Consider the following 26,448-nt stretch of genomic DNA (forward strand, 5'->3'; position numbering starts at 1 on the left):
CCGCCTATCGGCGGTTTTTTTATCTGACAACTTTATATAGCTGAGAACCGAGAGTGAGATTACTCTGCAATTAAGCCATTGTTGATGGCAATCACGTCATCTTCATTCAATGTGCCCGCTGCTTGCTTCAAGGCAATGACCGAGTTGATGTAGCTATAACGTGCATCTGATAGCTTACGTTTTGAGTCGTACAAGTCACGAGTACGGTTCAATACGTCAACGATAGTACGCGTACCGACTTCGAAACCCGCTTGAGTGGCTTTCAGTGCACTTTCTGATGAAATAACCGATTGCTCATAGGCTTTGATTGAGCTGATAGAAGCGCCTACGTTGTTGTAGTTATTACGGACGTTTTTCACTACACCGCGGTAAACTTGCTCAAGTTTTTCACTCGCTTCAACATATTGAAATTGCGCTTGATTAACTTGTGAGCTCACTTTAAAGCCTTCGAAAATCGGAATACTTAAGTTGACACCGACACTGACGTTATCAAAGTCAGGCTCATTGATATTTCCGGTTTTTTGCTCAAGACCTTTGTTGTAACCTGCATTCAAACTTAAAGAAGGCATGTGGCCTGCTTGATAAAGCTTAATGGTTTCTTGAGCGATATCTTTACCGATACGTTGAGTCATCAAATCGACGCTATTGGTTTCAGCAATCTTTAACCATTCGTTTGAAGATGTTGGCGCTGGCGTAACGGCCGAGAAACGGTTGGTATCTAGCACATTAATCGTCTTGTGATCGATGCCAGTGATTTCACGTAAGGCTTCATAGCTATTAGCGAGTGTGTTTTCAGCTAAAATTTCAGTGGCTGAGGCTAAGTCATATTGAGCTTGGGCTTCATGCACATCGGTAATTGCGGTTAAACCCACAGCAAAACGTTGTTTAGTTTGTTCAAGTTGACGTTCGATCGCGCGTTTTTCTGCACCTTGGAACTCGTAGTTGTCTTTCGCCGTTAATACGTTGAAATAGGCTGTAGTGATACGAGTAATCAGGTTTTGTAATGCTGAAGCATAGGCAGAATCAGCTTGAGAAGCGGCTTTCTCAGCAAGGCTTAAACCGACCCAAGCACTATGATCATAGATAACTTGATTTAATTTCAGGCTACCTACTAGACCGCTTGAATCATCCTTCGGATCATTCCAAGCTTTGTCGTAACCGACGTTTGCACTAATGGTTGGCAACAGCGGTGCACGGTTTTGTTCAATTTGTTCAAACAAACCATTACGCTGGGCTTGGGCTTGCAATACGAGCGGGTCGCTGGTCAGTGCTTGTTGATAAATTTGCAACAAATCATCTGCTTGCACCGCTGAAGCGGAAGCCGCAAGTGTTAATGCTGCGCATAAATTATGGATCTTAAATTTCATTTGCTGTCCTTATTAGACAAAATCCCCCCACGGAGGAATATTTTAACTTCGTTTAGACTAAGTAATGCCTTTACCAAGGCGGTTTGCGCTTCCCGACGCTTCCCGATACAGCTAAAACTTAATGACCTAGAGTCTAAGAACTCTGACACTTTCAAGTCAAATTCGAAGTGTAACAGATTTTATTTTAAAAATGTGCTCAAATTGCCTTGATTATAAGCGCAAATTCAACTTTTAAGGATAGAGTATGAAACCCCCTGTTTTTTCGCAAACGGATATTGAGATCTTAGAAAAAAAATCCCTATACCAAGGATTTTTCTCAATGGACGAATACACTTTCAAACATAAATTATTTGCTGGCGGCTGGAGCAAACCTGTCACTCGCGAAGTGTTTGAACGGGGTCATGCCGTGGTCGTTCTGCCCTATGATGCCAGACAAGATAAAGTGGTACTCATCGAACAGGTGCGTTTTCCTGCATTAGCAACCACTAAATCTCCTTGGCTTCTCGAGTTGGTCGCGGGTATGATTGCGCCCGAAGAAACGCCTCTGGACGTTGCGCACCGCGAATTAATGGAAGAAACAGGCTTAGTTGCTAAGCAAATGCACTGCGTGAATAGTTATCTTGCCAGCCCTGGTGGCAGCACAGAACGTTTCTATTTCTATTGGGCCGATGTTGATTCGAACGACGCCCGTGGATTGCATGGATTAGCAGAAGAGCACGAAGATATTCGATTGCATGTCATGAGCCGCGAGCAAGCTTATAATAGTGTGGTTGCGGGCGAGATCGATAATGCGTCGACCGTCATTGGATTACAATGGTTACAATTAAACTATCAACAACTGGTTTAAGTTGGGATGAATTTGGCTACTTCGAGTCTAAAACAGCGCTATAAACCTAACGTCAGTGATTTTCTAGCACTGTGCGGGCGAAATTATGGTTACATGTTGAAATGGTTACCGTTAGAGATAGCTATCGGTGAGTCATGGCGACTCGAAGGTGAGTTTGGTATATTAGTAGTACGAATTTTAGAAAATACCAAATATACTCAATTAGTTGAGATATCTCGTCCCATCGCAATCAAGGAGTTTGTCAATACTCCCAAGGTGTTAGTGAGAATTTATCACGATGCTAAATTAGCAGAAGTGTTAACTGGTCAACAGATTTACCAATTACGCCCAGTGTATGATTATCCCAATGTCCGTATGTATCAAAGTGATGAAAAGTACCAGGTGAATGCATTCCTGGAAGAGTTATTAAAGATTGGTTACCACCATAGTGTCGTGTGCCAGTCTTAGAATTGGGTATTCAATGTGCTGAAAGAGGCTGTCTCTTACTCCATAGCTGAAGGGGAAAGCGTGCGTATCGTGCAAGTCACAGATCCGCATCTTTTTGCTGATCCTGAAGCTCAGCTATTAGGAGTCAATACTGGCAAGAGTTTTGATGCCGTATTAAATACAATTAGAGCTGTGGACTATCCCGCTCATTTGATGCTTGCCACGGGTGACTTAAGTCAAGACTACTCGGCTGAGTCCTATCAGCAATTCGTGAAAGCCGTCACGCCTGTTGGTTTACCTTGCCATTATCTTCCTGGAAATCATGATGATCCGCGGATCATGTATCTGCACATGCAGGGTGAACAGATTTTTGGGCAGCAGCGTATTCTGGCGGGAAACTGGCAAATCCTCATGTTGGATTCAACCGTGCGGGGAAAGCCCGGCGGCAATATGGCCGAGACTCAGTTTGAATTAATTGATGAAGCCATTGCCGCACATCCCGAATGCCACACTTTATTGGTGATGCACCACAATCCCATCGTTGTGAATTGTACTTGGCTGGATCAGCATTGCATGGACAATGGCGCTGAGTTTATCGCGCGAGTGGCAAAGTATCCGCAGGTCAAAGGATTGCTCTGGGGCCATGTGCATCAATGTATCGATACCCATCATAATGGCCCCCATGGCAGCATGCAGCTAATGGCGACACCTTCCACTTGTATTCAATTTAAGCCGTTATCGCCTTATTTTGCCTTGGATAGCGTCCAACCGGGTTATCGTTTGCTGGAGTTGAAAGCCGATGGTAGCATCAACACTAAAGTGTATCGCGTACCGGGTAACCATTTTTCCCCCGACAACAACTCTAGCGGTTATTAACGCGAATAACCGCAGCCTGAGGAAATATGCTGCTTTATATTCACGGATTTAATAGCTCACCCTTTTCAGATAAAGCTGTGATGACGGCTAAGTACATGGCGCAGCATCACCCGAGTGTGACCTTTCATCAGCCGCAATTGCCCAATACACCCAAGGCTGCCATGGTGCTGTTAACCACTTATGTTGAGGCGGCTATCGATGCCAAAGAGCCATTAGCTTACATAGGCTCATCGTTAGGCGGATATTTTGCCAGCTATTTAGCCGAAACCTATGGCGGCAAAGCTGTGTTAGTCAATCCAGCGGTAAAACCCTTTGAATTGTTTGATGAGTTTATGGGGCCGCAATTTAATCCCTATACCGAACAGCATTATCTTGTCATGCCCGAGCATAAGCGGGAAGTTGCTGAATTTAATACAGCTGTTATCCGCAATCCGGATCGTTTTTTGGTATTATTGCAGACGGGTGATGAAGTGCTGGATTATCGCGAAGCGGTCAATAAGTACCATCACTGCCAATTGCGAATTGAAGCGGGAGGCGATCACAGTTTTGTTGGCTACGAATCGCATCTGCAAACTGTAAGCCAATTTTTACACTTACCTTGACAAACAGACATGCCGAGCCGCAACATGGCCGGATATAACAACCTATAGCGTGCCCTATGACGAATCAATACACCTCTGACGCCATTGAAGTTCTCAACGGACTCGATCCTGTTAAACGCCGTCCAGGTATGTATACCGACACCTCCAGACCGAACCATTTGGGCCAAGAGGTCATAGACAACAGTGTCGATGAAGCATTAGCGGGCCACGCGACCAAAATTGAAGTTGTTCTACATACAGATAACTCCCTCGAAGTCACCGATGATGGCCGTGGTATGCCGGTGGATATCCACCCTGAAGAAGGCATTCCTGGGGTCGAGTTAATCCTGACCAAATTGCATGCCGGCGGTAAATTTTCGAATAAAAACTACCAGTTCTCTGGCGGTTTGCATGGTGTGGGGATTTCAGTCGTTAACGCGCTGTCGCGCCGTGTTGAAGTGACAGTTCGCCGTGATGGCCAAGTGTATGATATTGCATTTGAAAATGGCTTTAAGGTTGAAGAGTTACGCCCAACGGGAACTTGTGGTCGTCGCAATACCGGAACACGAGTGCATTTTTGGCCCGACGCCAGCTATTTTGATTCGGCTAACTTTTCTAATTCAAAACTGATTTATCTGCTGCGGGCTAAAGCGGTACTGTGCCCAGGCTTACGGATTAAATTCACCAACAAACAGACAAATGAAGTCCATGAATGGTTCTATGAAAGCGGCCTAACCGATTATTTGAAGGCAGCGATTGGCGACAATTTAAGGTTGCCAGATGAGCCGTTTGTCGGCTGTTTTAAGGGCCAGCTAGAAGCCGCTGATTGGGCAATTACTTGGCTGCCAGAAGGCGGCGAATCCATTGGCGAAAGTTATGTTAACTTAATTCCGACTCCGCTCGGTGGCACCCATGTGAATGGTTTCCGCCAAGGCTTATTGGAGTCAATGCGCGAATTTTGTGAGTTCAGAAACTTAATTCCCCGCGGCATTAAACTTTCACCCGAAGACATTTGGGATCGCGCCGCATTTATTTTGTCGGTGAAGATGCAAGAACCGCAGTTTGCTGGCCAAACTAAGGAAAAGCTTTCGAGCCGTCAATGCGCCGCGTTTGTGTCTGGCGTAGTGCGTGATGCTTTTTCACTCTGGTTGAACTCAAATACCGAACTCGCTGAATCGTTAGCCGAAATGTGCATTAATAATGCCCAGAGTCGGTTAAAGGCCGCCAAAAAAGTTGCCCGTAAAAAGGTGACTTCAGGGCCTGCACTGCCGGGTAAGCTAACGGACTGTAGTGGCCAAGATCCAATGCGCGGAGAGTTATTCCTCGTGGAAGGGGATTCTGCTGGCGGTAGCGCTAAACAGGCTCGCGATCGTGAGTTTCAAGCCATCATGCCGCTGCGTGGGAAAATCTTAAACACTTGGGAAGTTGATGCTTCCCAAGTATTAGCTTCGCAGGAAGTCCATGATATTTCGGTCGCAATTGGTTGCGATCCCGATAGCAGTGATATCTCTGAATTACGTTATGGCAAGATTTGTATCCTTGCGGATGCCGACTCGGACGGACTGCACATTGCTACCTTGTTATGCGCGCTTTTTTTGAAGCATTACCGTATCTTAGTTGAACAGGGCCATGTGTATATTGCCATGCCGCCGTTGTTCCGTATCGATATCGGCAAAGAGGTGTATTACGCCTTAGATGAGGCCGAAAGAGCGGGGATTTTAGATCGCATTGCCGCTGAGAATAAAAAGGGTAAGGTACAAGTCACCCGCTTTAAAGGCTTGGGTGAGATGAATCCTTTACAACTTCGTGAAACAACGATGGATCCGAACACCCGTCGTTTAGTACAGTTGACCATAGATGATATTGAAGAGACTGATGCTTTGATGGATATGTTGCTCGCTAAGAAGCGTTCGCCGGACCGTAAAAACTGGCTTGAAGATAAGGGTGACATGGCTTTACTTTAATGTTGTGCACTATATTGCCGATAACAATAAAACATAGGCATAAAGAAAATTACAATGTTGTGTATTAAAACTAATAATTATAATTGCTTAAAGGTGTTTTCTGCCGGTTTTACGCTCCTAGCGAGTGTAACGTTATTGTTCTGCAATAGCGCCTTTGCGGGGTCCCAATCGATCATGATTACCGTCGCTAAGGGGTTTGGCTTATCGCTGTATGCCTCGGATATTGGCGATGCTAAGCAAATGGCGATGGGCGCGAATGGCACTTTATTTGTTGGCTCCCATAAGAGCGGCACTATTCATGCCTTGGTCGATAGCAATCAAGATGGTCGTGTCGATAAGCGCTACGTGATAGCCAAAGGGCTTGAATCACCTGATGCGATTGCATTTCACAATGGCGACTTATATGTCGCCACTGAAAATCAGATCGTGCGCTTTGTTGATATTGAGCAAAGGTTGCGCCGCCCGAGTCGACCCAAAGAAATCTACAGTGACTTGCCTTACTCTGAGAAGAAAAGTTCTCGGTCAATTAATTTTGGCCCAGATGGCCGCTTATACGTGTCTATTGGTGCACCTTGTAACGTCTGTGAAGCGCCAGTGCCTTACAGCAGTATCATAGCCATCAATATCGATACTGGCGCGAGTGAGCAGATTGCGGCCGGTGTGCGTGATGCGAGTGGATTTGATTGGTCACCAATAGACGGAAAATTATGGTTTGCCGATCAAGGCCGTGATTGGATGGGAGATAACCTACCACCCGATGAGATTAACCGCGTTGATGTGATAGGGAGTCATTATGGCTTCCCTTACTTACATGCCAGTACTGTGGTTGAGCCTGCCTATGAAAAGCCAAAAAATCTAAAAATTACGCTGCCAGTATATGAACTGCCAGCCCATGTTGCACCCACGGGGCTCGCCTTTTATCGTGGCAGTCAGTTTCCAAATATTTACCATAATCAGTTGTTTGTCGCCGAAAATGGCTCGTGGAATCGTTCGAGTAAAGTCGGTTACCAAGTGGTTATGCTTAAGATTGAAGATCAAAAAGTGGTGAGTCGTGAAACGGTTGTCAGTTTCCTTGACGGTGAATTTCCCGTCGCTCGTCCCTTTGCGCTGTTATCGGCAGCCGACGGAGCTATGTACATCTCAGATGATTTAAAAGGTAACGTGTATCGCTTGTTCTACAAGGGCGATAGTACTGAAGAACCACAGGAACTAGAAGAAAATGAGTGACGCTATCAAGTTAAGTCTCGATGGGGTAGAGCAAATGCCATTACGGCGCTTTACCGAAGAGGCTTATCTGAACTATTCCATGTACGTCATTATGGACCGAGCCCTGCCACACATTGGTGATGGGCTTAAACCGGTACAGCGTCGAATTATCTATGCGATGAGTGAGTTAGGTTTATCGGCTCAATCTAAGCATAAAAAGTCGGCACGTACGGTCGGTGACGTATTAGGTAAATACCATCCCCACGGCGATAGCGCCTGTTATGAGGCTATGGTATTGATGGCGCAGCCATTCTCCTATCGCTATCCGTTAGTCGATGGTCAAGGTAACTGGGGGGCGCCCGATGATCCTAAGTCATTTGCGGCCATGCGTTACACCGAAGCGCGTTTATCTAAATTCTCCGAAGTGCTGCTCAGCGAGCTGGGGCAAGGCACGGTAGAGTGGGGCGCTAACTTTGATGGCACGTTAAAAGAGCCCAAAGTACTGCCGGCACGTTTACCGCATATTTTACTCAATGGCATTACCGGTATTGCCGTGGGCATGGCGACGGATATTCCGCCGCATAACGTCAGGGAATTAGTCTCCGCTTGCGTGGCATTGCTTGATGATCCTAAGCTTGAACTCGAGCAATTGATGGCCTTTGTACCTGGGCCTGATTATCCGACCGAAGCCGAGATCATTACCCCGTCTGCCGATATTGCAAAGATTTATGAATCGGGCCGTGGGTCATTAAGAGCGCGCGCGGTTTACACAGTCGATGGTGGTGAAATAATCATTACTGCGCTGCCGCATCAAGCCAGTAGCGGGAAAATTTTAGAGCAAATTGCCGGTCAAATGCAGGCGAAGAAATTGCCTATGGTGGCCGATTTACGCGATGAGTCGGATCATGAAAACCCAGTGCGGCTGGTGGTCGTGCCGCGCTCAAATCGTGTCGATTGCGATCAGTTAATGGCGCATTTGTTTGCTACCACGGATTTAGAAAAGAGCTTTAGAGTTAACTTAAACGTGTTGGGTCTTGATGGCCGTCCACGGGTTAAAGGGCTAAAAACCTTATTAACTGAGTGGTTAGAGTTCCGCGTTGATACGGTTAAACGTCGTTTGGAATACCGTTTAGATAAAGTCGTGTCGCGGTTACACATACTCGAAGCTTTGATGATCGCTTTCCTCAACATTGATGAAGTGATTGAGATTATTCGTTTTCACGATGAGCCTAAAGCCGAGTTAATGGCCCGTTTCTCACTCAGTGATAAACAAGCTGAATCGATCCTCGAGTTAAAGTTACGTCATTTAGCTAAGTTAGAAGAATTTAAGATCACGGCCGAGCAGAATGAGCTTGAAGCCGAGCGCGAGAAACTCGAGCAGTTATTGGGCTCAGAGCGTCGCTTGAAGACCTTGATCAAGAGAGAATTAATTCAAGATGCCGAAACCTACGGTGATGATCGTCGCTCTCCAATAGTGCTGCGCAACGAGTCTCGCGCCTTAACTGAACAAGAGTTAACGCCTACTGAGGCTGTGACAGTGGTCTTGTCTGAAAAAGGCTGGGTGCGTTGTGCTAAGGGCCACGATATCGATCCGTTATCGCTCTCCTATAAGTCTGGCGACCAATACTTGTGCAGCGCCATCGGGCGCAGTAATCAGGCGGCGGTGTTTATTGATTCGTCTGGGCGGGCATTTGCGACCGACAGTCATACTTTGCCATCGGCCCGTAGCCAAGGTGAGCCTATTACGACTCGCTTCAATATGGCGCCTGGCGAAACCATGCAGCATGTATTGATGGGTGAGGAAGACCAGTGTTACCTGCTGGCAACTGACGCGGGTTACGGTTTTATTTGCTCGTACAATGATATGGTGTCGCGTAATAAGGCGGGTAAGGCCTTGCTGAGTTTGCCGACAAACGCTAAGTCATTAACGCCTAAGTTGATTGATCGCACTAAGGAAATGTCGCTCTTAGCGATCACGAACGAAGGTCGAATGTTGTTGTTCTCGCTAGAAGCCCTACCGCAATTATCTAAGGGAAAAGGTAACAAGATTATCGGCATTCCTACGGAAAGAGCCAAGAATCGTGAAGAGCTGATGACGCACTTACAATTAGTGCCGAGTGACACGCCAGTCACCTTGTGGGCGGGTAAGCGTAAGCTCACACTTAAGCCTAGCGATCTTGAGCATTATCGTGGTGAACGTGGTCGTCGTGGCGCTAAGTTGCCTAGAGGCTTACAACGTGTCGATAGTGTTGAATTAGGTGACGGCGGCGAGCCATTACCGAGCATCTAATGCCTTGATGGACTCAAGGTTTTGAAGCATTAAAGATATAAATGAAAGCCACCTGAGTTTACTTGGGTGGCTTTTTTGTTTTTATCGCCTGAGTCTCGACCTTTTATTCGATTAGAGACATAAAAAAACCTACTGTATCGCTACAGTAGGTTTTTAATTATCTCTGGGTTAAGAGATTAGAAGTCGTAACGTACGCCTACAGAGAATACGTTGTCATCTTGTAGATCAACTTTGTTACCAGCAACAACATGGTCACCGCGGTACATAGCGTATTGGCCGTATACCATAGTTGATTTAGCTAAACGGTAGTCAGCACCTACGTTGAAGTTCTGTACGTTGATATCAGTGCCTTTAGCAATAATAGCTTTACCGTTAGCATCTTTACCTATGGTGTTTACGTTTTTGTAGTAATTACCAAAGCCTGCTTCGTCAACACCGTATTCAGCTTTCAGGTTTACGCCGTTCAGATCATAAGAAACGTTCACGAAGTAAGTATTGCCATCGATATCGCTATTCACAACATCTTCAGATTGTTGGAATAAACCACCGACTTTGAATTGACCGAATTTTGCTTGACCAACTAAACGGTACGCATCAACACCAGCAATACCTTTGTTATAGGCTACTGCGGCATAGTAGTTTTGATCTTTAAACGCTTTATCGCCTAAAGTCGCGCTTAATGCATATAAGCTTTCAGAAGTCTTAGCCGTTGTGTCGTTATCATCAAATTGGTAGTTAGCATTTAGCGTCACTAAGCCAGCGATTTTTGGTGAGTAATACCAAACACCGTCAGCGCTACGAGTTTGAGCGCTAATTAAACGGTCGATATCGGCGTTGGTGTTACCGAAAATATCCACACCGCCTTCAGCTTGTTTGAATACTGTGTCGTTACGACCCACTAACACAGTACCTGCGTTAGTTTTTAAACCTAAATAAGTATTACGCGCTTTAAATACATCACCAGTTGTTGATGTATTTTCAACTTGGAATTCCATTTGATAGATAGCTTCAAAGCCATCAGCAATCTTTTCTGAACCCTTTACACCTAACAGAGAAAAGTTGTTTTCTAAATAAGTGCCAGCATTGTTTTCATCGGCATAGTTTGCATTTAAGCCGTTAGTTCCGCCTTGTAGGGTAGCACCAGTGTCAGTATGGGTTAAAGCAAGCTCTAAACGACCATAGAAGCTTGGGCCTTCGGCTAGCGCACCGAATGAAGCCAATGCCAATACTGATGCAACTGATGCAGAGATGAATGTCTTTTTCATGTTTTGTGCTCCCTCGAACCTAAGTTCTTTTCCATTTTTCATGGTTTTTGTGTGGTTTAACGCATTTGTCACCTGAGTCGGTAACAAAGTTGCAGCCGATTTTTACAGTTTTACGACTCGCAGGCTGTGGTGCAGATCATGTTTTTGGCTCTCCTTGTCCATATTCGGGCTATTTCTAGGATATTTCCTTATACCTTGACTGCAAATTTACCTGAAAGGTGCAAAACTGTATTTTTCACTTACTACTTAAGTGGTAGGTAAGGCGGATTGCCTTAGACAGTGGGTCGGCGAGGGTAACTGTAGCATATACTAATACTGTAGCAAGTCTGTCATATCGGCTATGGATATGTGTTTGGGGACGATATCTAAGCAGAAAAAGCGGCCGAAGCCGCTTTTTTATCAAGAAATAACCTTGTGGTTAGTTTATTAATCTATTTAAAAATCAACGCGTAAACCAACAGTAAAGATGTTGTCATTAAGGTCTTGCTTCACATCGGCCAACATAAGATCACCATCGAAGCGCGTGTAGTGACCATAGACCATAGTCTTAGTGCTCAGACGGTAATCCGCACCCACACTGAACTGTTGCAGGTCAACATCGCGAACCTGTTCCAAACCGCTGTTGTTTTGGTCACCGACATAACGGCTAACGTATTTACCTAAACCTGAGTCATCTTTGCCGTACATCATCTTCAATTTCAAGTCGCCAATTAAGTAAGCCGCGTTGACGAAGTAAGTATCACCTGAGAGGTTGGCAAACTTATCATCCACATGTTCGCTGTGTTGATATAAGGCACCTAAGATAACATCACCGAATTTAGCTTGGGCCACACCACGGTAGGCTTCGACATTATCAATACCATCACTATAGGCGGCAGCGACGTAGTAGTTTTGTGCTTTAAAGGCTTTATCCCCTAAGGTGGCGCTCAGAGCATACATGTGATCTTTGCTGTACACCTCGTCGCCATTGCTATCCACTTGATCATAGTTATCGCTCATCAGATAGGTGGCATTAAGCGTCACCAGATCGGCAATTTTAGGTGAATAGTAAGAAATGCCATCGGCGGAGCGTGTTTGGCCTGCAACTAACAAGTCGATATCAGCATTGGTATTACCGAAAAGATCGAAGCTACCTTCTGCTGCTTTAAATACTGTGTCGTTACGGCCCACTAAGGCAGTACCAGCCGCACTTCTGATACCAAGGAAAGTATTACGGGCGTTGAACGTCTTGTTTGAGTTATCAAAGTTTTCGACGCCAAATTCCATTTGATAAATGATGTCAAAATAGGGGCTTACAGCTTCAGAACCTTTTACGCCTAACCATGAGAAGTTGTTTTCAAGGACAGTGCCGTCCTTTTGGTTCTGAGTTGCGTAACCTGTGTCTGAGTTGGTAATAGCAAGATCAGCATGACCATAGAATTCAGGGCCATCGGCGAGTGCTGTGAATGAATAGAGTGTGAGGCTAGAAATAATAGCCGTAGTCAGCAGAGTCTTTTTCATCTTCATTTTCCTGTGCTTATCGCTGTTATATGCATGGATAACTTAAGTATCTATGCATGCTGTTGAGCTTTTGTGTGGCAAAGTCTGCACAGACTGTCAGCAATAAAGTGTGATCTGGATCAAGTTTTATATAAAGAGTGGTTTATTTAACATATTGTTTTACAAGTGAAATACAGGTTTTCATTATGTTGATTACCGAGTTGTTCGGTCATGCATTATGAGTCTTTGCATTTATTACGCTTGCTTGGCAATCGTATCTCTTTGCATCTGGCGTTATGTGTCTGCGGATCTGATTTCGATTTATGTCCAGATCGTTTAGAATCCACCGCACATTTCTGGTGTTGCTACTAAGCTGCCCCCTGTTGGCATCCATTCGATGCTAGGGCAAGCGCTCCTGCTGTTATTGGGTAATATAAGGTAAGTATTTATGACTGAGGCCTATCTAAATCGATTTGGCGGAATTGGCCGTTTGTATGGACAAAAGGCTCTGGCTAAATTTGCCACATCCCACGTGGTGGTGATTGGTATTGGTGGCGTAGGTACTTGGGCGGCAGAGGCCTTAGCGCGAAGCGGCATCGGACAGATAAGCTTGATGGATTTAGACGATATCTGTGTCACTAACACTAACCGTCAAATTCACGCGCTCAGTTCCACTATTGGCAGTTCTAAAGTCGCTGTGATGGCGCAGCGGATTCGTGAAATTAATCCTGATTGCCAAGTGAATGAAATTGAAGATTTTATTACATTGGATAATCTAGGCGAGTATTTGCTCGGGGCTAAAGAGGGCGGCAATATTGATTATGTTATTGACTGTATTGATGCCGTTAAGCAAAAGGCCGCGTTAATTGCCTGGTGTAAACGTCAAAAAATCAAGATTGTTACGGTAGGCGGTGCGGGTGGGCAGACAGATCCGACTCAAATTCAGTTAACCGATCTCGCTAAAACGTACCAAGATCCTTTGTTAGCCAAAGTGCGCAATATTTTGCGCCGCGAATATAACTTCTCTAAAAACGTGCAACGCCGATTTGCGATAGATGCGGTTTTTTCCAGTGAGCAGTTAGTTTATCCGCAAGCCGATGGCTCTGTTTGTGGTACTAAAGCGGCGGCCGATGGCAGCATGAGAATGGATTGTGCGTCAGGTTTTGGCGCTGTCACTATGGTCACAGGGACATTTGGTTTTGTGGCGGCAAGCCGAGTATTAGCGCGCTTAGCGCTGCAGGCTCAAGAAACGCTTTAAAGGGTTAACGTTTTTCTACTGATGATTTCACCGCTCGTATGAGCGGTGAGTATCACTGCAATATTGTGTCATTCCACTGCGTTATATCTAGATATAAAAATCTTGTTGGCCATTGAGGACCGTAGGCTCACATTGAGTGTACGGAAATTTGATATCAAATTGCGGGCCGCCAAGTTTTGAGTCTGCGCGATAACTCATAGTGCCTTTCAACAGCGTCGCGGCATTAAAGGCCGCTGATAATCCTAAGCCCGTGCCGCCTTTATTACGATTCGTAGTGAAAAATGGCTCGAACATGTGTTCAGCGACATCGGCTGGAATTTCTAAGCCATTATTTTGAATGCTAATTAGAATCGACTCTTCGTCCACTGTGGCGCTGATGTGGATGAGATTATCTTCACGTCCTTGGAAAGCATGGGTAAAGGCGTTCGACAGAATATTGCTGACGATCTGATTCAATAAGCTGATATTGGTTTGAATATTGAGTGTGGGCTCTACGCTGATTTCAGTGACGGCGTTGACATGCGGATGCATAATTAATGTCGACTCTAAAATCTCGTGGAGTTGCTGACTTAAGTTACAAGGTTGGTGTTCTTCATGACTGCGATCGATGGCGATCGTTTTGAATTTTTGGATCAAACTACTGGCTTTGGTGATATTGCGGACAATGAGTTCACAGCTTTCTTGATACTCATTAAGGATCTCATTGATTTCATCTAAGGTGGCTTGATCGCTGTGGATCAGGTCGATCAGTTCTTCAATATGGCTGAGCTGCGCACTCGCCGCCGTCAAACAAATGCCAATCGGCGTGTTTATCTCGTGGGCAACCCCTGACACCAGTCCACCCAAGGCCGCCATTTTTTCTTGCTCAACCAACACCTGCTGCGCCCGTTTTAGCGCACTAAGGGATTGCTCTAATTCTATGGTTCTTTCTTTAACTTGTCTGGCGAGTTCTTCTTTATAACTACGTTCGAGTTTGAGTAGCCGCTCTCTGTCTTCCAGGGCCGTTTGCAGTTCAGTCTTAGATTTCTTTAAGGCGCCAAAGGAGCTTCTCAGTTGCACTTGCATGCTGTTGATGGAGTCGGCGACTTGTTTGAACTCATCAATTTTTTCTTGGCGGGCAAATTGCAGTGGCTCGTATTCTTGATCGAGGTCGATATTTTTACAGTATTGGCTGAGTTTATCTAAGTGTTTGGTGATATTGAACCATACTAAAAATAGAATAAATCCAGCAACTAAGAAGGTTTTTATTCCGTTAGAGAGCAAAATGATAATGGCTTTATCATACAAGCGCTGATAGATGGCATCGACATCGACTTGTATCTCGAGTGTGCCGACATTAATACTCTCGGTCGGGGATTTATAAACTAAAGGAAAGGTTTTATCTAAGGAGTGTTCTTGCTTTTGCACGCCCGCATTCCACGCTTGGCCGCTGTCATCTTTAATCGAAATGTAGTTAATATCGGGCAACTGAATTAAGCCATTGAGCTGAGTGTTAATGAGCCGCTCGTCAATCACCCAAATACTGGCGGCGAGCACATCTAAGTTCACCTTTTCCATATTGGAAAACACTCTGTCGATGCGCACAACGTCATTGCGATAATCACTGATCAACTGATAGGCAGTGGTGATTAAGGTGATAACAGAGCTAAAAAGTACAATAGACAAGGTAAGGTGCCTGCCTATGGGACTTTTGATAAGTTGGCTAAAGAATGTCAGCATCTTAAATTTTCTTTATGCAATAGCGGCTTGAGATGCTTATAAGCATAGACCTACAGATCCAGAAAGTGCATTTTCTTGCGAATAAAATCAACGAAATATCTCTTCATTTATGGCATTAAATTTGCTTGTTAGCCGATAAGTTCAATTTTTTGTCACTGGGATAGCACTATGTTTAAACTCAAGCTGGATTCAGTTAAGTTTGTTAGTCCAAAGAAAATGATGTTCAGGGTCATGCTGTGGCTAATGGTGAGTTGTACTGTCTTACTCCTTATTCCCCCGAACGTGTTGGCAGTGCTGGCGCTCGATAAATTTGTGCCGGAACATGCACAGTTTGTTGGCTTAGGCCTAATCATATCTATCGCCTATTTTTTGAGCCAGTTGATTAACTTAGGCTTAGATGAATCAATTCGTCATTTAAGTGATAAGCGCGTTATTGAGACGATTGAAGCTAAAGTGAACCTGCTTGATCCCGCAGAGCGAGCGTTAGTCAGAGAGTTCTTTCTTCAGGGCGCCACAATTTTGACTCTGCCGCAAAATGAAACCGCAGTGAAAAGTTTATTGAATGCCTGCATCTTAGAAAAACTCGGTAACGAGCGCCATTATGCGATTCAGGGACCGACAGCCGATTATAAGATTGCCATGAAAGCCCGCATGTATCTCAACCGCGATGTGCTGCGTTTGCCTGCGGGTGAGCCGAGCCAAGAAGAGATGCAGTCGTTGATTAAAGCGCGTCCGCAATTTTTAAATGGTCTAGTACAAAACAGAAAACACGCTGCATAGGTGTGTTTTGTCTCGCTCGGATGAGTGCTGGCTTTAGATGAGTTGCAGTATTCTGAAAAGCGAGACAACAAAAAATGGGGGTGATAAAAACCCCCTAGATTTTGCATTTATACAAGAACATGAAGAACAACTGGAGCAAAAACTATTGTTTCGGTGCCGACTTCACAATGAACATCCAAGTGATATAAGACACTATCCCTATTGTGCTAAAGATAACGATCATTGAAAGTAAGCCTATGGGGTTACCAAACATTAGATCTAACCAAAATGCCATGACTGAAATCCTCTTTCCTGTGAAGTCCTGTCCAAATTAGCGGTATTCGATAGCTAAAATACTGATCTCGATCAATAAAGAATCGACATAGGAATACAAAGTCATAACCCTTAGTTAACTCTGTGATCTTGGTCATATTCCTGTCGATGTTTAACTGGGATGAGTTCAAATAATTTAGCTTTGTTTGTTCTTCAGTTAGCGTCTAGGATTAATCTACTTAACCAGATCGATATTTTGTTATCGCACCATGCTATTTATTTGTTCTTGTTTTTTTAGATGAATGCTGTGATATCAGTTTTTTAAAGGAGTAAAAAATGGATTCTAATAAAAGTCGCAAGGATTCAATGGGATATAATTCTATCTTTGCGCCACTGCTGTTGCTGATTTATCCACTCTATTGTTTAGTGATCACAGGGCACTTTGTCGCCATCCTGTGTTTAAGCGCGCTCGCCGGCATTTTAATGTTCAACATCAATAAATTAATTCGCAATTTAAGACAGCTTGAACGTGCCGCCCATCATTTAGGCGAGGGAGATTTAAGCTATCAATTAGAAGAGAAAGATGCGGGCGTGTTCATTAAGGTCGTGCATAGCATCAACCGCATGGGCGAGGATGTCAGCCGCACGATTTTATCTTTGTCTGATACCTGCGAAGGGATGAAAAAAGTGGCCTCGGATATCAAGGTCATCAGTGAACAGGCAAAACAAGGGGTGTTAGAGCAAGAGCATCAAACGGAACTGGCCGCCAGTGCGATGACGCAAATGGTATCAAGCGTGCAAGCAGTATCGCAAAATGCCGTGAGTGCGGCCAAGGCTGCCGATATTGCCCAAAGTTCTGCCAAGCATGGCGACCAAATCATGAATGGCATAGTGACTAAAATTGGCGCTATGTCAGCACAGATCCATGACACTCGAACTGTAATTGAACACTTGGCCGCCGACAGCAACAATATCAGTAGCATTATCGAAACGATTTCGCAGGTGGCTGAGCAAACCAACTTACTCGCCTTAAACGCCGCCATTGAAAGTGCGAGAGCCGGTGAGCATGGTCGCGGCTTTGCCGTTGTCGCCGATGAAGTGCGTAATCTTGCGAAACGGACATCCGAAGCCACGGTTGAGATCCAACAACAAATCGCCGCATTACAAAAAGGTGCACAACATGGCGTTGAAGTCATGTTGAAAAACGTGGTCATTGCCGACGAAACTGCTGAGATGGTGAATCAAGCCCACAGCGCGCTCGGACAAATCGTCACGCAGGTAGAGACCATTACCGATATGTCCCATCAAATCGCCACGGCATCGGGGCAACAACACACAGTTGCTGAAGAAATTAATAAAAATATCACTGTGATGGCAGAGCTCGCCCTGAGTAATGCGTCCCACACCAACAACACTAACTTATCGAGTTTGAAAGTGTATAACATGTCGCAGGAAATCGGCTCCTTGCTGCACCGATTCCATGTGAATGCGGCATTCTTTAATTCGACTCAGGCGCAAAATAAACTTTTTGTGAAATGGGGGCCTGAGTTAGACATAGGAATGCCAGAGATCAATCGTCAACATCAACGATTAGTGTCGCTGATCAATGAACTGCATCGCACATTAAACGAAGAGTATGGACTCGAAGCCATCAAACGTATCGTGCAAGGGCTGGTGGATTACACCGCCAATCACTTTGCCTATGAAGAAGAGCTCTTTGCCCGTTTTGGCTACCCACAAACCGACAGTCATAAGGAAAAGCACGGCAAGTTAGTCGGGCAAGTACTTGATTTTCAAAAGCGGGTTGTAAAAGGGGAAGATGTTGCCGACGAATTAATGACTTTCTTGAAGGCTTGGTTGGTTAACCATATCCAAAAAAGTGATAAAGAATATACCGCCTTTTTGTTATCCCATGGCGCAGAATAACCCCAAGAGCATGATTTTTGAGCGGTTAAATGCAATTTGTATTAAAGTCGCGGCAAAAGACTTGCCATTGTCATGGGCAAAGGTATAATTCCCAGCACTTAGAGACAGGCAGTTGTTTTGATTGCTTCTAAGTGCATATTTGATATGCCAGTGTGGTGAAATCGGTAGACACACGGGATTCAAAATCCCGCGCCCTTAAAAGCGTGCCAGTTCGAGTCTGGCCACTGGTACCAAATCCTTCTGCTGAAGGAACTAAACCGACCTAGCGTCGGTTTTTTTGTACCTGAAATTTGGCAGTAGGTCGATTTAGTGGGATTCGGCGATATCCATTTGTGTCATGGTCACGCCTTTGATTTGTGCATAAATCGCTTTGCCATGGGTGAGTTGCAGTTCATCGCAGGCCCAAGGGGTGATGTTGGCCCAAAGTTCATCGCGGCCTAGGGCGATTTTTAATTGGATTTGCTCGCCATTATCGCTGGGGTATAACTCTTTAATTTCTCCCTTCAATAGGTTACGGATACTCGATCCTTTGGGGACCTCAGTGCAAACCGAGACATGGTTTGCCTGAATACGCACTTTGAGTTTTTTTGTCGTTTCAGCCAGATAACCGTTTACCCATAGATGGTTACCATCATCCATCACGAGTCGCGTCATGGGGTAGTCGGGATGTCTGTCGGCAACCTTAGCACTGAGGAGTGAGCTGAGTTCCTGCAATGGCACCCAAGGGCGCATTTGCTCGCTATTCCACACTTCACTTAAGGCCCCTTGGGCGATCAATTTTCCCTGATGCAGCACCAGCATATAATCCGCCAGTTGTAAGATCTCATCTAAGCTGTGGCTCACATACACTATCGGCAGTTTTAGTTCCTGCGATAAGGTTTGCAGGTAGGGCAGTAACTCGCGTTTACGGGGTAAGTCGAGTGACGCCAGCGGTTCATCCATCAACAGCATATCGGGCGATGTTAGCAGAGCACGGCCAATGGCAACCCGTTGTTTTTCTCCGCCCGATAGTGTGCTGGGATAGCGACTGAGCAGTTTTTCAATTCCCAGTAACTGCACAATTTTATCGAATAACACTGGGTTGGCTTTATGCACACCGTAGTTGAGATTGCCCTTCACGCTATAGTGTGGAAACAGCCGTGCCTCTTGAAATACATAGCCAATATGGCGCTTTTCTGGGGGAAGGTTTACTTTGCCTTGCTGATAAAGCAGTTTGTCACCGAGGCGGATTTCACCGCTATCTGGGGTCGAAAGCCCGCCGAGCAGGTTCACGAGCGAGGTTTTACCCGCACCCGAGCGGCCAAAAACGGCGGTCACGCCTTGCAATGGCAATTGGGTATCGACTTTCAGTTGCAGTTGTCCGAGTCGTTTTTCAATATTAATCCTTAGCATACGCTTGCTGTCCTCTGCAGGGCTTTTTTACTCAGCCATTGGGAAGCGAGTAAAGACGCGAGTGCGATCACTATCGAGATAATGCACAGGCGCATGGCCTGATATTCAGCCCCAGGGGTTTCAATAAAAGAGTACATGGCGAGCGGAATCGTACGGGTTTCACCGGGGATATTGGAGACGAAGGTAATGGTCGAGCCAAATTCCCCTAGGCTGCGGGCAAAGGCGATAATCATCCCCGACACTATCCCTGGAGAGGTGAGCGGCAGTGTGATGGTGAGAAATACCCGCCATCGACTGCTACCTAAAGTGCGTGCGGCCTGCTCGAGTCGAATATCAACGGTTTCAAAGGATTGGCGTATGGCTCTGACCATCAGAGGGAATGACACTATCGCCGCCGCGAGGGCCGCACCGCGCCAACTAAAGCTAAAACTGATGCCAAACCAATTAAATAGCCACTGGCCGATAAAACCTTGGCGGCCCATGCTAATCAGCAGGAGGTAACCCACTACAACGGGCGGTAACACCAGTGGTAGATGGAGCACACTGTCGAATATAGCCTTGCCAGGAAACTCGACTCTGGCCAGCACCCAAGCGCATAAAATGCCCAAGGGTAAACTGGCGATAACGGCAACGGATGACACCTTTAAGCTGAGCAGCAGTGCGGCAATTTCATAGTCGCTTAAAAGAGAGCCGCTTAGTAGAGAACCACTCAGCACCCTAATTCACTCCAAAGCCATATTTTTCAAACACATTTTTTGCGCTTGGGCCTTGCAGATACTCATTGAACGCTTTGGCGCTTGCCGTCGATTCTTGTTTGACTAAGGCGATAGGGTATTCAATTGGGCTGTAGCTCGTCTCTGGGAAGGTGGCCACGATTTTGATCTTCTGGGCGACTTTCGCATCGGTTGAATACACTATGCCTAGCGGCGCTTCGCCCTGTTCAACTAAGGCGAGGGCGGCGCGGACATTGTTAGCGCGGGCGAGTAATGGCTCAGCAGCTTGCCACAGCTTGAGATTTTCGAGGGCTTGCTTGGCATATTGTCCTGCGGGCACATGATCAGGATCGCCAACTGCCATACGGCTGCCTTTTAATACGGTTTTGATATCCCAATCGCCATTGAGCACCACCTCTGTGATGGGGCTATTTTTCTCGGCAATCAAGACTAAGGTATTTTTTAACAAGGTTTTTCGGCTGTTAACATCGACCGCTTTAGCATCGACCAGATAATCCATCCACTTTTGATTGGCCGAGATAAACAGATCGGCGGGTGCACCATTGGCCACTTGTTTTGCCAGTGTTGAGGAAGAGGCGAAGGAGAATATCACCTTAGTATTGTGTTCTTTTTCATATTGCTGGCCGATTTCGTTAAGTGCATTGGTGAGCGATGCCGCTGCAAAAACAGTCACTTGCTCATTGTCTGCCGCAAAAATTGGGCTAGATGTCAGTACCATTGTGAATAATGAAGCTGTGGTAAAACGCAGTAATTGCTTAAGGTGAATGGATTTCATTGTGTTCCTCCGTGATAAAAAGTAATCGTTATATACCAATCTATATAACGATCATTCAAGCCCTAAGCAATCAATTAGTGATCTGTGTGCGGTTTCTTGTGGATTAATGGCATTAATCCGCTGAAATATCTCGGCAATCTTATTGGTATCCTCAAGGTGATGGAGGACAATAGGGCTCAAGTCAGACTTGGGTGCGGGATAAACGATGGATTTACATGCATTACTTACGCTTTCCCTCGGGGATAAGCCCTTCGCCAATCCTAGGCGGATAAGCCTGCTCGAGCAGGTCGCCAGCACAGGCTCGATAAGCCAAGGCGCCAAGCTTGCGGGGATCAGTTATAAAGCGGCGTGGGACGCGATCAATGAGATGAACACCGCCATGCCCGAACCCGTAGTGTGCAGCGAAAAAGGCGGCAAAGGTGGTGGTGGCGCTAAACTCACCGAATTTGGCGAGCGTTTGCTTAAGGTGTATTCCATCACCTCCCAAGTACAAGAAATGGCCTTGGCCGCCTTGCTCGATGAGTCCGTCGACATGCACAGTTTATTAGATGTGATGGCGCATTTCTCCCTCAATACTAGCGCCCGCAATCAGTTAACGGCTCGTATCAATGGCATTGATTCATTTGGATTAAATGACGAAATCAGCGTGACCTTAGCGGGCGGGCAACAGATTCAGATTTCAGTGACCCATTCGAGCCGCGAGCGCTTGCAGTTAGCCTTAGATAAATCCGTATTGTTACTGTTTAAAGCCCCCGCAGTACTGGCTATGACTCATGCCTGCGAAGTGGATGGGCAAAATTGCCTCAGTGGTCGTTTGCTGAGCGTGACTGAACTTGGTGATAAGGCCGAATTAACCATAGATATTGATGGCAAAGATGTCATCTATTCAGTGATGCCACTTACCCAAATGCAGGCGTTGGCTGTCGGCGAACCATGTTTTGCCTGTTTTGATGCCACGCAGGTGATCCTCTCCAGCATGAATTAACCGAATGGAGTGATTAATTCGGTTAATCATTAGATAGTCGCATGACAGATTTTCAAGCTCTATGTAAACCATCAAACCATAATAGCGCTCAATGCCAGTGGAAAAGTGCACACTTGGGGTTACGGTCCCGAAGGGGGCAATAGGCTGCATTTGCAGAATAAACTGGCGATATCTTTGCCGAAGGACGAAGTTTTACGGCACTTAAGACAAAGACGGCATGGGGGTAAAGTAGCGATATTTATCCGATTCGTAGTGCACTTCAGGATGTCGTGAGTATTACGTCAAATAGCTGTGCTTTTGCAATCTTAAGTCCAGCGGGAGAAGCGCACTTTTGGGGCAATGAAACGAACTGCGGTATCGATTGGCTCAAACAAACAGATATTAAAGGCGTGAACAGTATTGTCAGTGTCGGCACGGGATTTCTGTTGCTGCGTGACAATGCCGTACCGCAAATCCTCGTCGATGACAGTGACTACGCCTATCTATATGGTTTTCACTATGCCCAAGAGATCCTCAATCGATATTGGCAGAAGGGAAGCAAAATCACCATAAGTTCAGTATCATTTGTATTCACCCGTCCTGACGGCAAAGTCGTGCCAGTAGGCTATAGGGCTAACCTAGAAAATGTCGAGAAGCTCATAGAACGCATCCCGCGATTAACTTGGTTAGCGAGGGCGGGTGAGGGTTATGTCGGGATCAGTGAAAAGGAGGAATGGGTCTCTTGGTCGATGAATAACGAGATGCTCGCCAAATCTCCGCTGCAGCCAGCCGATTCGTTGGTGATTAAGCCGCTGGATTTTGCCCCTGTTGCCCAATGCGAAACGCCAGAGCAACGGCAGGCGATTCTGAGTCAGGAAAGGCCTAAACCTGAAGTAAAAATGTGGTTGTTTAGCGAATAGCATTCACCTCTTTTACCATCACGGCGCAGATAAACGGAGTATTTCTCTGTTATTTACGCCGTGACAGTGATTATTTCTTTTAAAGTGGCAGTTAATCTAGGCTTTTGACTGTTTTCAATCTGGGTTATTCGCTAGAATGCTGGGTGTTTTCTGTTCAATTTCATGATGTCGTATTAATTAGTATTAGTTATAAGTGCGATACAAGGATGATAAGTATGAAATTAGCATTGTGTTCACCTATTGGATTATTTCAAGGTGCCAGTGTGTTGTTACTCTGCAGCTTAATTGGCTCAGAGCCTGTTCAAGCCACATTAGATATGCCCCGGAGCGAAAGCGGCGCTGCTCATACCCATGTATTGCCCGTATTTGGTCAGCAATTAGGGTTCAATCTGCCTGCGGGCTGGAAACAGGCTTATCATGAGGAGCAAGCAGGCATGTTTATGGCAGAGTTTGTGCCAGAGCAGGAAGCATTAACCCAGTGGAGTGCGCTATTTTGCGTGCAGGGTTTTAAGGATATGGCCGAGAGTATTAGCCCTGAGCGCTTCTTAGATGCGATGGCCGAGACCTATAAATCGACCTGTGACGGCGAAGTGGTGTACCAGAAGCTCGGTGACACCGAAGTCGATGGACACGCTGGATTTCATGCGATTCTAGGCTGTACAGCCATGCCCAATATGCACGGTGTGACGCCACTGAATCCCAAAGCCTATGCTTCAACTCCTCAAGGGGAAATTGGCTACTATACGGTTGTTAGTGGCAATAAAGATTTGTATCTGTTGCATAAGTCGATGCGAGGTGCCGTTTTTTCTGCCGATAAACCGCCGCTGCAGGCGGATAATAGCCAAGATTTTATTTCCACTTTAGTCCCATTCTCCTTGAAGTAGGCTGTAGACGCTCGCTTGAGTTTGATGGACTTTCATCCGTATAGACGTCTATAATGCGCGCGCTCAGGCTCTATAATGTGCTGAGCCTTAAGGGGCGATAGCAGTCTTTATTGATGGCTGTACCCTATGAATCAAATTTTTAGTCAACCTTCTGAGGTGCTTGCGTGCGAAAGCCGCGAGATAATCGGGAAGCCAGTGGAATTCTGGCACTGCCCCCGCAACGGTAAAAGGTGAGAGAAGACCGCGTTTGATTGGTGAGTTCAAGACCGAACCCGATAGTCAGAATGTAAAAGGTCAGTCTCGCGTTAATCCAATTTTTAAGGGATTAACATAGCCTAAGTCCGGAGACCGGCCCTAAAGGTGTTTTTGAGATTTCGGTGGGCAGATCTCAAAATGCGATAGTCACTGTCAGTATCTTTTACTGAATGAACAGTATCGTGGCGCTAATGCCCCGTTTTCCTTGCAGGAGTTAAAGGTAAAATGGGAACAAATCCAACAAAAATCGCGCTGCTGATCGGTAGCTTTTGCAGTTTTTCCGTTATCGCGCCCGCTATGGCGGCAGACGATACCAGCACAGCGAAAGTCGACGAGCATCTTGTCGTGATCGGCCGCTCTGACAATACCCCGTTAAATATTGCCGCGAATGTGAATGTGATTGACGCTGCGGCGATTGAAATGAGCGGTGCCACTAGCGTGACTGACGTTTTACGCGGTCAAAGCGGTATTCAAATTTCGGATAATAACATCGGTACTAGTTTTGCGATGCGTGGCTTTAGCGCCAGCACTGCCGTTAATAACACGCTGATTTTACTTGATGGTCGTCGCCTCAATAATATCGATATCGCTGCTCCTAGTCTTAATGCCATACCGCTTAACCAAGTCGAGCGCATCGAAATTTTATCGGGTAGTGCGGGTGTGCTCTATGGCGATCAAGCGGTAGGCGGCGTGATCAATATTGTCACTAAATCTCCTGAAAATACTGGTGGTAGCGTGCAGTTATCCGGCGGCAGCTTTGATACCTATGAAGGTCGCGGTGATGTGTCTGGCGCGATCAACAAGGATTGGCGTTACTTTTTCACTGGTAGCTATAACCAAGGTGACAACTACCGCAAGCATAATGCCAATGAAACAGGGTCGATTTTAGGTCGCATTCAATATAAAACGGCCACAGATTCGTTCTTTATTGAAACCAGCTATTACGACGATGACCGTGAAAATCCTGGCTCATTGACAGAAGAACAGTTCAATAAAGACCCACGCCAATCTTTCAAGAGCAGCGAATATGTCCATGAGATGACCACTGCGGCGCGCACGGGTTATCAGCATCAGCTTAATCAAAATTGGGCTTTAGCAGCGGATTTAGATTATAGCGATACCTTAGTGTCTTCTTTTAATTGGGGGGCGAACAGCCATAACACGCGCTCACTGTTGATGTTTAGCCCTAAAGCGTTAGCGAACTACAGTACGCGTCAAGGTGAGCTAAACCTAGTCACAGGTTTAGACATCAGCCGTGGTAAGGCTGATTTTGACACTATGGCGCGTAGTAATGTACAACAAATGCAAAGCGCCTATCTACAAGCCACTGTGCCATTAAGCCATACCCTAAGTTATGTTGTGGGTGGTCGTTATGCGCGGGTGACCGACGAGTTAGTCGATGGTAATGTCTATCCTAATGGCATGGATTTAGATGAAGATGCGACAGCATTCGAGTTTGGCCTGAACTACCGTCCTAGTACAGAGCACAGATTCTATCTACGTGGCGATGAAAACTTCCGTTTTGCGAAAGTGGATGAGCAAGCTTATACCTCTAAAAATGTGTTTGGCTTAAAGCCGCAGACGGGCCGCTCCTACGAAGCGGGTTGGGATTGGACTCTTGCGAGCCAAACTTTACGAGTAAGCCTATACCGTCTCGATTTGGAAGATGAAATTGTCTTCGACCCAAGTGCGGAAAAACCTGAACTTGGCAGTTTCCAAGGTGCGAACGTTAATGCCGACGCTTCTCGTCGTTATGGCGCGAGTGCCGATTGGGATTGGCAGGTGACTCAAGCAATGCAACTCGGGTTAGAGTATAACTATATCGATGCTGAATTTACTGACGGTATCAATGATGGCAAGGAGTTGTCTTGGGTGGCAAAACACACGGGGCGCGGTTATGTCAGCATGGATTTTGCCGAGCATTTCCAGGTCTTTGCCGAAGCAATTTATACTGGTAACCGCTTTATCGAAGGCGATAACGGTAACGAAGGCGATAAGCTGGCCAGTTACGTGCTCGGTAATTTAGCCTTGAATTATAATCGTGATGCTTGGCTTGCCAGCCTGCGTATCGATAACCTATTTGATAAAGACTATGTCAGCGCAGGCTATTACGGTGGCCTTTGGGGGGATAGTTATTACTCTGGCCGTGGTCGCGATATTCGTTTAACCCTTGGTTATCGCTTCTAGGCATTGATTCGCTCAATTTCGATAAAGCCAGACTCAGTCTGGCTTTTTATTTTTTACGCTGAGTTCAAAGAATAAATCTTAAAATAGGTATAGTCTTGAAT

General features: G+C 45.8%; 21 protein-coding genes, 1 tRNA gene, 1 pseudogene and 1 riboswitch. Of the genes and pseudogenes, 15 read left to right on the top strand and 8 right to left on the bottom strand.

The window, feature by feature from the left end; all coding sequences use genetic code 11:
• Positions 1-59: 59 nt before the first annotated feature.
• Complete coding sequence (tolC, locus tag BM607_RS09140; RefSeq protein WP_006086047.1) at positions 60-1,367, bottom strand: outer membrane channel protein TolC; 1,308 nt, start codon at positions 1,365-1,367, stop codon at positions 60-62.
• Between the two features lie 244 nt (positions 1,368-1,611).
• Between tolC and nudF the strand changes: the two genes are divergently transcribed.
• Genes nudF through parC form a run of 7 tightly spaced genes read left to right on the top strand, consistent with a single transcriptional unit; the run spans position 1,612 to position 9,557 of the window.
• The gene (gene nudF, locus BM607_RS09145) at positions 1,612-2,214 is read left to right on the top strand and encodes an ADP-ribose diphosphatase (protein ID WP_071938621.1); all 603 of its coding nucleotides are present in this window, start codon (positions 1,612-1,614) and stop codon (positions 2,212-2,214) included.
• A gap of 6 nt (positions 2,215-2,220) precedes the next feature.
• Positions 2,221-2,661, top strand: a complete 441-nt coding sequence (locus tag BM607_RS09150; protein ID WP_006083025.1) for a DUF1249 domain-containing protein — start codon at positions 2,221-2,223, stop codon at positions 2,659-2,661.
• Between the two features lie 15 nt (positions 2,662-2,676).
• Entirely contained in the window at positions 2,677-3,516 is an 840-nt protein-coding gene (gene cpdA / locus BM607_RS09155; RefSeq protein WP_006083024.1) for a 3',5'-cyclic-AMP phosphodiesterase, read from the top strand.
• Between the two features lie 26 nt (positions 3,517-3,542).
• The gene (locus BM607_RS09160) at positions 3,543-4,118 is read left to right on the top strand and encodes a YqiA/YcfP family alpha/beta fold hydrolase (protein ID WP_071938620.1); all 576 of its coding nucleotides are present in this window, start codon (positions 3,543-3,545) and stop codon (positions 4,116-4,118) included.
• Positions 4,119-4,174: 56 nt separating this feature from the next.
• Positions 4,175-6,061, top strand: a complete 1,887-nt coding sequence (gene parE / locus BM607_RS09165) for a DNA topoisomerase IV subunit B (protein WP_006083022.1) — start codon at positions 4,175-4,177, stop codon at positions 6,059-6,061.
• Positions 6,062-6,115: 54 nt separating this feature from the next.
• Positions 6,116-7,288: a PQQ-dependent sugar dehydrogenase gene (locus BM607_RS09170; protein ID WP_006086041.1), complete on the top strand. Its 1,173-nt coding sequence runs from the start codon at positions 6,116-6,118 to the stop codon at positions 7,286-7,288.
• The gene (parC, locus tag BM607_RS09175) at positions 7,281-9,557 is read left to right on the top strand and encodes a DNA topoisomerase IV subunit A (RefSeq protein ID WP_071938619.1); all 2,277 of its coding nucleotides are present in this window, start codon (positions 7,281-7,283) and stop codon (positions 9,555-9,557) included. Before BM607_RS09170 ends, parC begins: the two co-directional genes overlap by 8 nt.
• Before the next feature lie 176 nt (positions 9,558-9,733).
• Here the strand turns inward: parC and BM607_RS09180 are convergent, their stop codons facing one another.
• A complete protein-coding gene (locus tag BM607_RS09180; RefSeq protein ID WP_071938618.1) occupies positions 9,734-10,822 on the bottom strand; it encodes a porin in 1,089 nt (362 codons plus the stop codon).
• Between the two features lie 435 nt (positions 10,823-11,257).
• Positions 11,258-12,322: a porin gene (locus BM607_RS09185; RefSeq protein WP_071938617.1), complete on the bottom strand. Its 1,065-nt coding sequence runs from the start codon at positions 12,320-12,322 to the stop codon at positions 11,258-11,260.
• A gap of 427 nt (positions 12,323-12,749) precedes the next feature.
• On the opposite strand from BM607_RS09185, the gene tcdA reads away from it, so the two are divergent.
• Entirely contained in the window at positions 12,750-13,559 is an 810-nt protein-coding gene (gene tcdA, locus BM607_RS09190) for a tRNA cyclic N6-threonylcarbamoyladenosine(37) synthase TcdA (RefSeq protein WP_006083017.1), read from the top strand.
• 87 nt (positions 13,560-13,646) lie between these two features.
• Here the strand turns inward: tcdA and BM607_RS09195 are convergent, their stop codons facing one another.
• Positions 13,647-15,278, bottom strand: a complete 1,632-nt coding sequence (locus BM607_RS09195) for an ATP-binding protein (protein ID WP_071938616.1) — start codon at positions 15,276-15,278, stop codon at positions 13,647-13,649.
• 168 nt (positions 15,279-15,446) lie between these two features.
• Here BM607_RS09195 and BM607_RS09200 point away from each other — a divergent pair, with 168 nt between their 5' ends.
• The gene (locus tag BM607_RS09200; RefSeq protein WP_006083015.1) at positions 15,447-16,058 is read left to right on the top strand and encodes a superinfection exclusion B family protein; all 612 of its coding nucleotides are present in this window, start codon (positions 15,447-15,449) and stop codon (positions 16,056-16,058) included.
• 142 nt (positions 16,059-16,200) lie between these two features.
• Here the strand turns inward: BM607_RS09200 and BM607_RS09205 are convergent, their stop codons facing one another.
• Entirely contained in the window at positions 16,201-16,332 is a 132-nt protein-coding gene (locus BM607_RS09205) for a DUF3149 domain-containing protein (protein ID WP_006083014.1), read from the bottom strand.
• A gap of 314 nt (positions 16,333-16,646) precedes the next feature.
• Here BM607_RS09205 and BM607_RS09210 point away from each other — a divergent pair, with 314 nt between their 5' ends.
• Together BM607_RS09210 and BM607_RS09215 are read left to right on the top strand one after the other, a co-directional pair.
• Positions 16,647-18,236, top strand: coding sequence for a bacteriohemerythrin (locus BM607_RS09210; protein ID WP_071938615.1), 1,590 nt, complete (start codon positions 16,647-16,649; stop codon positions 18,234-18,236).
• Between the two features lie 146 nt (positions 18,237-18,382).
• A tRNA-Leu gene (locus tag BM607_RS09215) sits at positions 18,383-18,469 on the top strand.
• 73 nt (positions 18,470-18,542) lie between these two features.
• On the opposite strand, the gene modC is transcribed toward BM607_RS09215, so the two are convergent.
• Genes modC through modA form a run of 3 tightly spaced genes read right to left on the bottom strand, consistent with a single transcriptional unit; the run spans position 18,543 to position 21,137 of the window.
• Positions 18,543-19,628, bottom strand: a complete 1,086-nt coding sequence (gene modC, locus BM607_RS09220) for a molybdenum ABC transporter ATP-binding protein ModC (protein ID WP_071938614.1) — start codon at positions 19,626-19,628, stop codon at positions 18,543-18,545.
• Entirely contained in the window at positions 19,622-20,344 is a 723-nt protein-coding gene (modB, locus tag BM607_RS09225) for a molybdate ABC transporter permease subunit (RefSeq protein ID WP_071938613.1), read from the bottom strand. Before modB ends, modC begins: the two co-directional genes overlap by 7 nt.
• A gap of 1 nt (position 20,345) precedes the next feature.
• The gene (gene modA, locus BM607_RS09230; protein ID WP_071938612.1) at positions 20,346-21,137 is read right to left on the bottom strand and encodes a molybdate ABC transporter substrate-binding protein; all 792 of its coding nucleotides are present in this window, start codon (positions 21,135-21,137) and stop codon (positions 20,346-20,348) included.
• A gap of 205 nt (positions 21,138-21,342) precedes the next feature.
• Here modA and BM607_RS09235 point away from each other — a divergent pair, with 205 nt between their 5' ends.
• From BM607_RS09235 to BM607_RS09250, 4 genes and pseudogenes are all read left to right on the top strand, one after another.
• Positions 21,343-22,122, top strand: a complete 780-nt coding sequence (locus tag BM607_RS09235) for a TOBE domain-containing protein (RefSeq protein WP_071938611.1) — start codon at positions 21,343-21,345, stop codon at positions 22,120-22,122.
• 48 nt (positions 22,123-22,170) lie between these two features.
• Positions 22,171-23,021: pseudogene (locus tag BM607_RS09240) on the top strand (hypothetical protein); the annotation flags it as partial.
• Between the two features lie 215 nt (positions 23,022-23,236).
• Positions 23,237-23,905: a hypothetical protein gene (locus BM607_RS09245; RefSeq protein ID WP_006080228.1), complete on the top strand. Its 669-nt coding sequence runs from the start codon at positions 23,237-23,239 to the stop codon at positions 23,903-23,905.
• Positions 23,906-24,042: 137 nt separating this feature from the next.
• Positions 24,043-24,277, top strand: a riboswitch (cobalamin riboswitch).
• 108 nt (positions 24,278-24,385) lie between these two features.
• Positions 24,386-26,347 carry a TonB-dependent receptor gene (locus BM607_RS09250; RefSeq protein WP_071938610.1) on the top strand — a complete coding sequence of 654 codons (1,962 nt, stop codon included), beginning with the start codon at positions 24,386-24,388 and terminating at the stop codon, positions 26,345-26,347.
• The last annotated feature ends 101 nt before the right edge of the window (positions 26,348-26,448 follow it).

This window comes from Shewanella sp. SACH, assembly GCF_001887095.2.
Classification (GTDB): Bacteria; Pseudomonadota; Gammaproteobacteria; order Enterobacterales; family Shewanellaceae; genus Shewanella; species Shewanella baltica.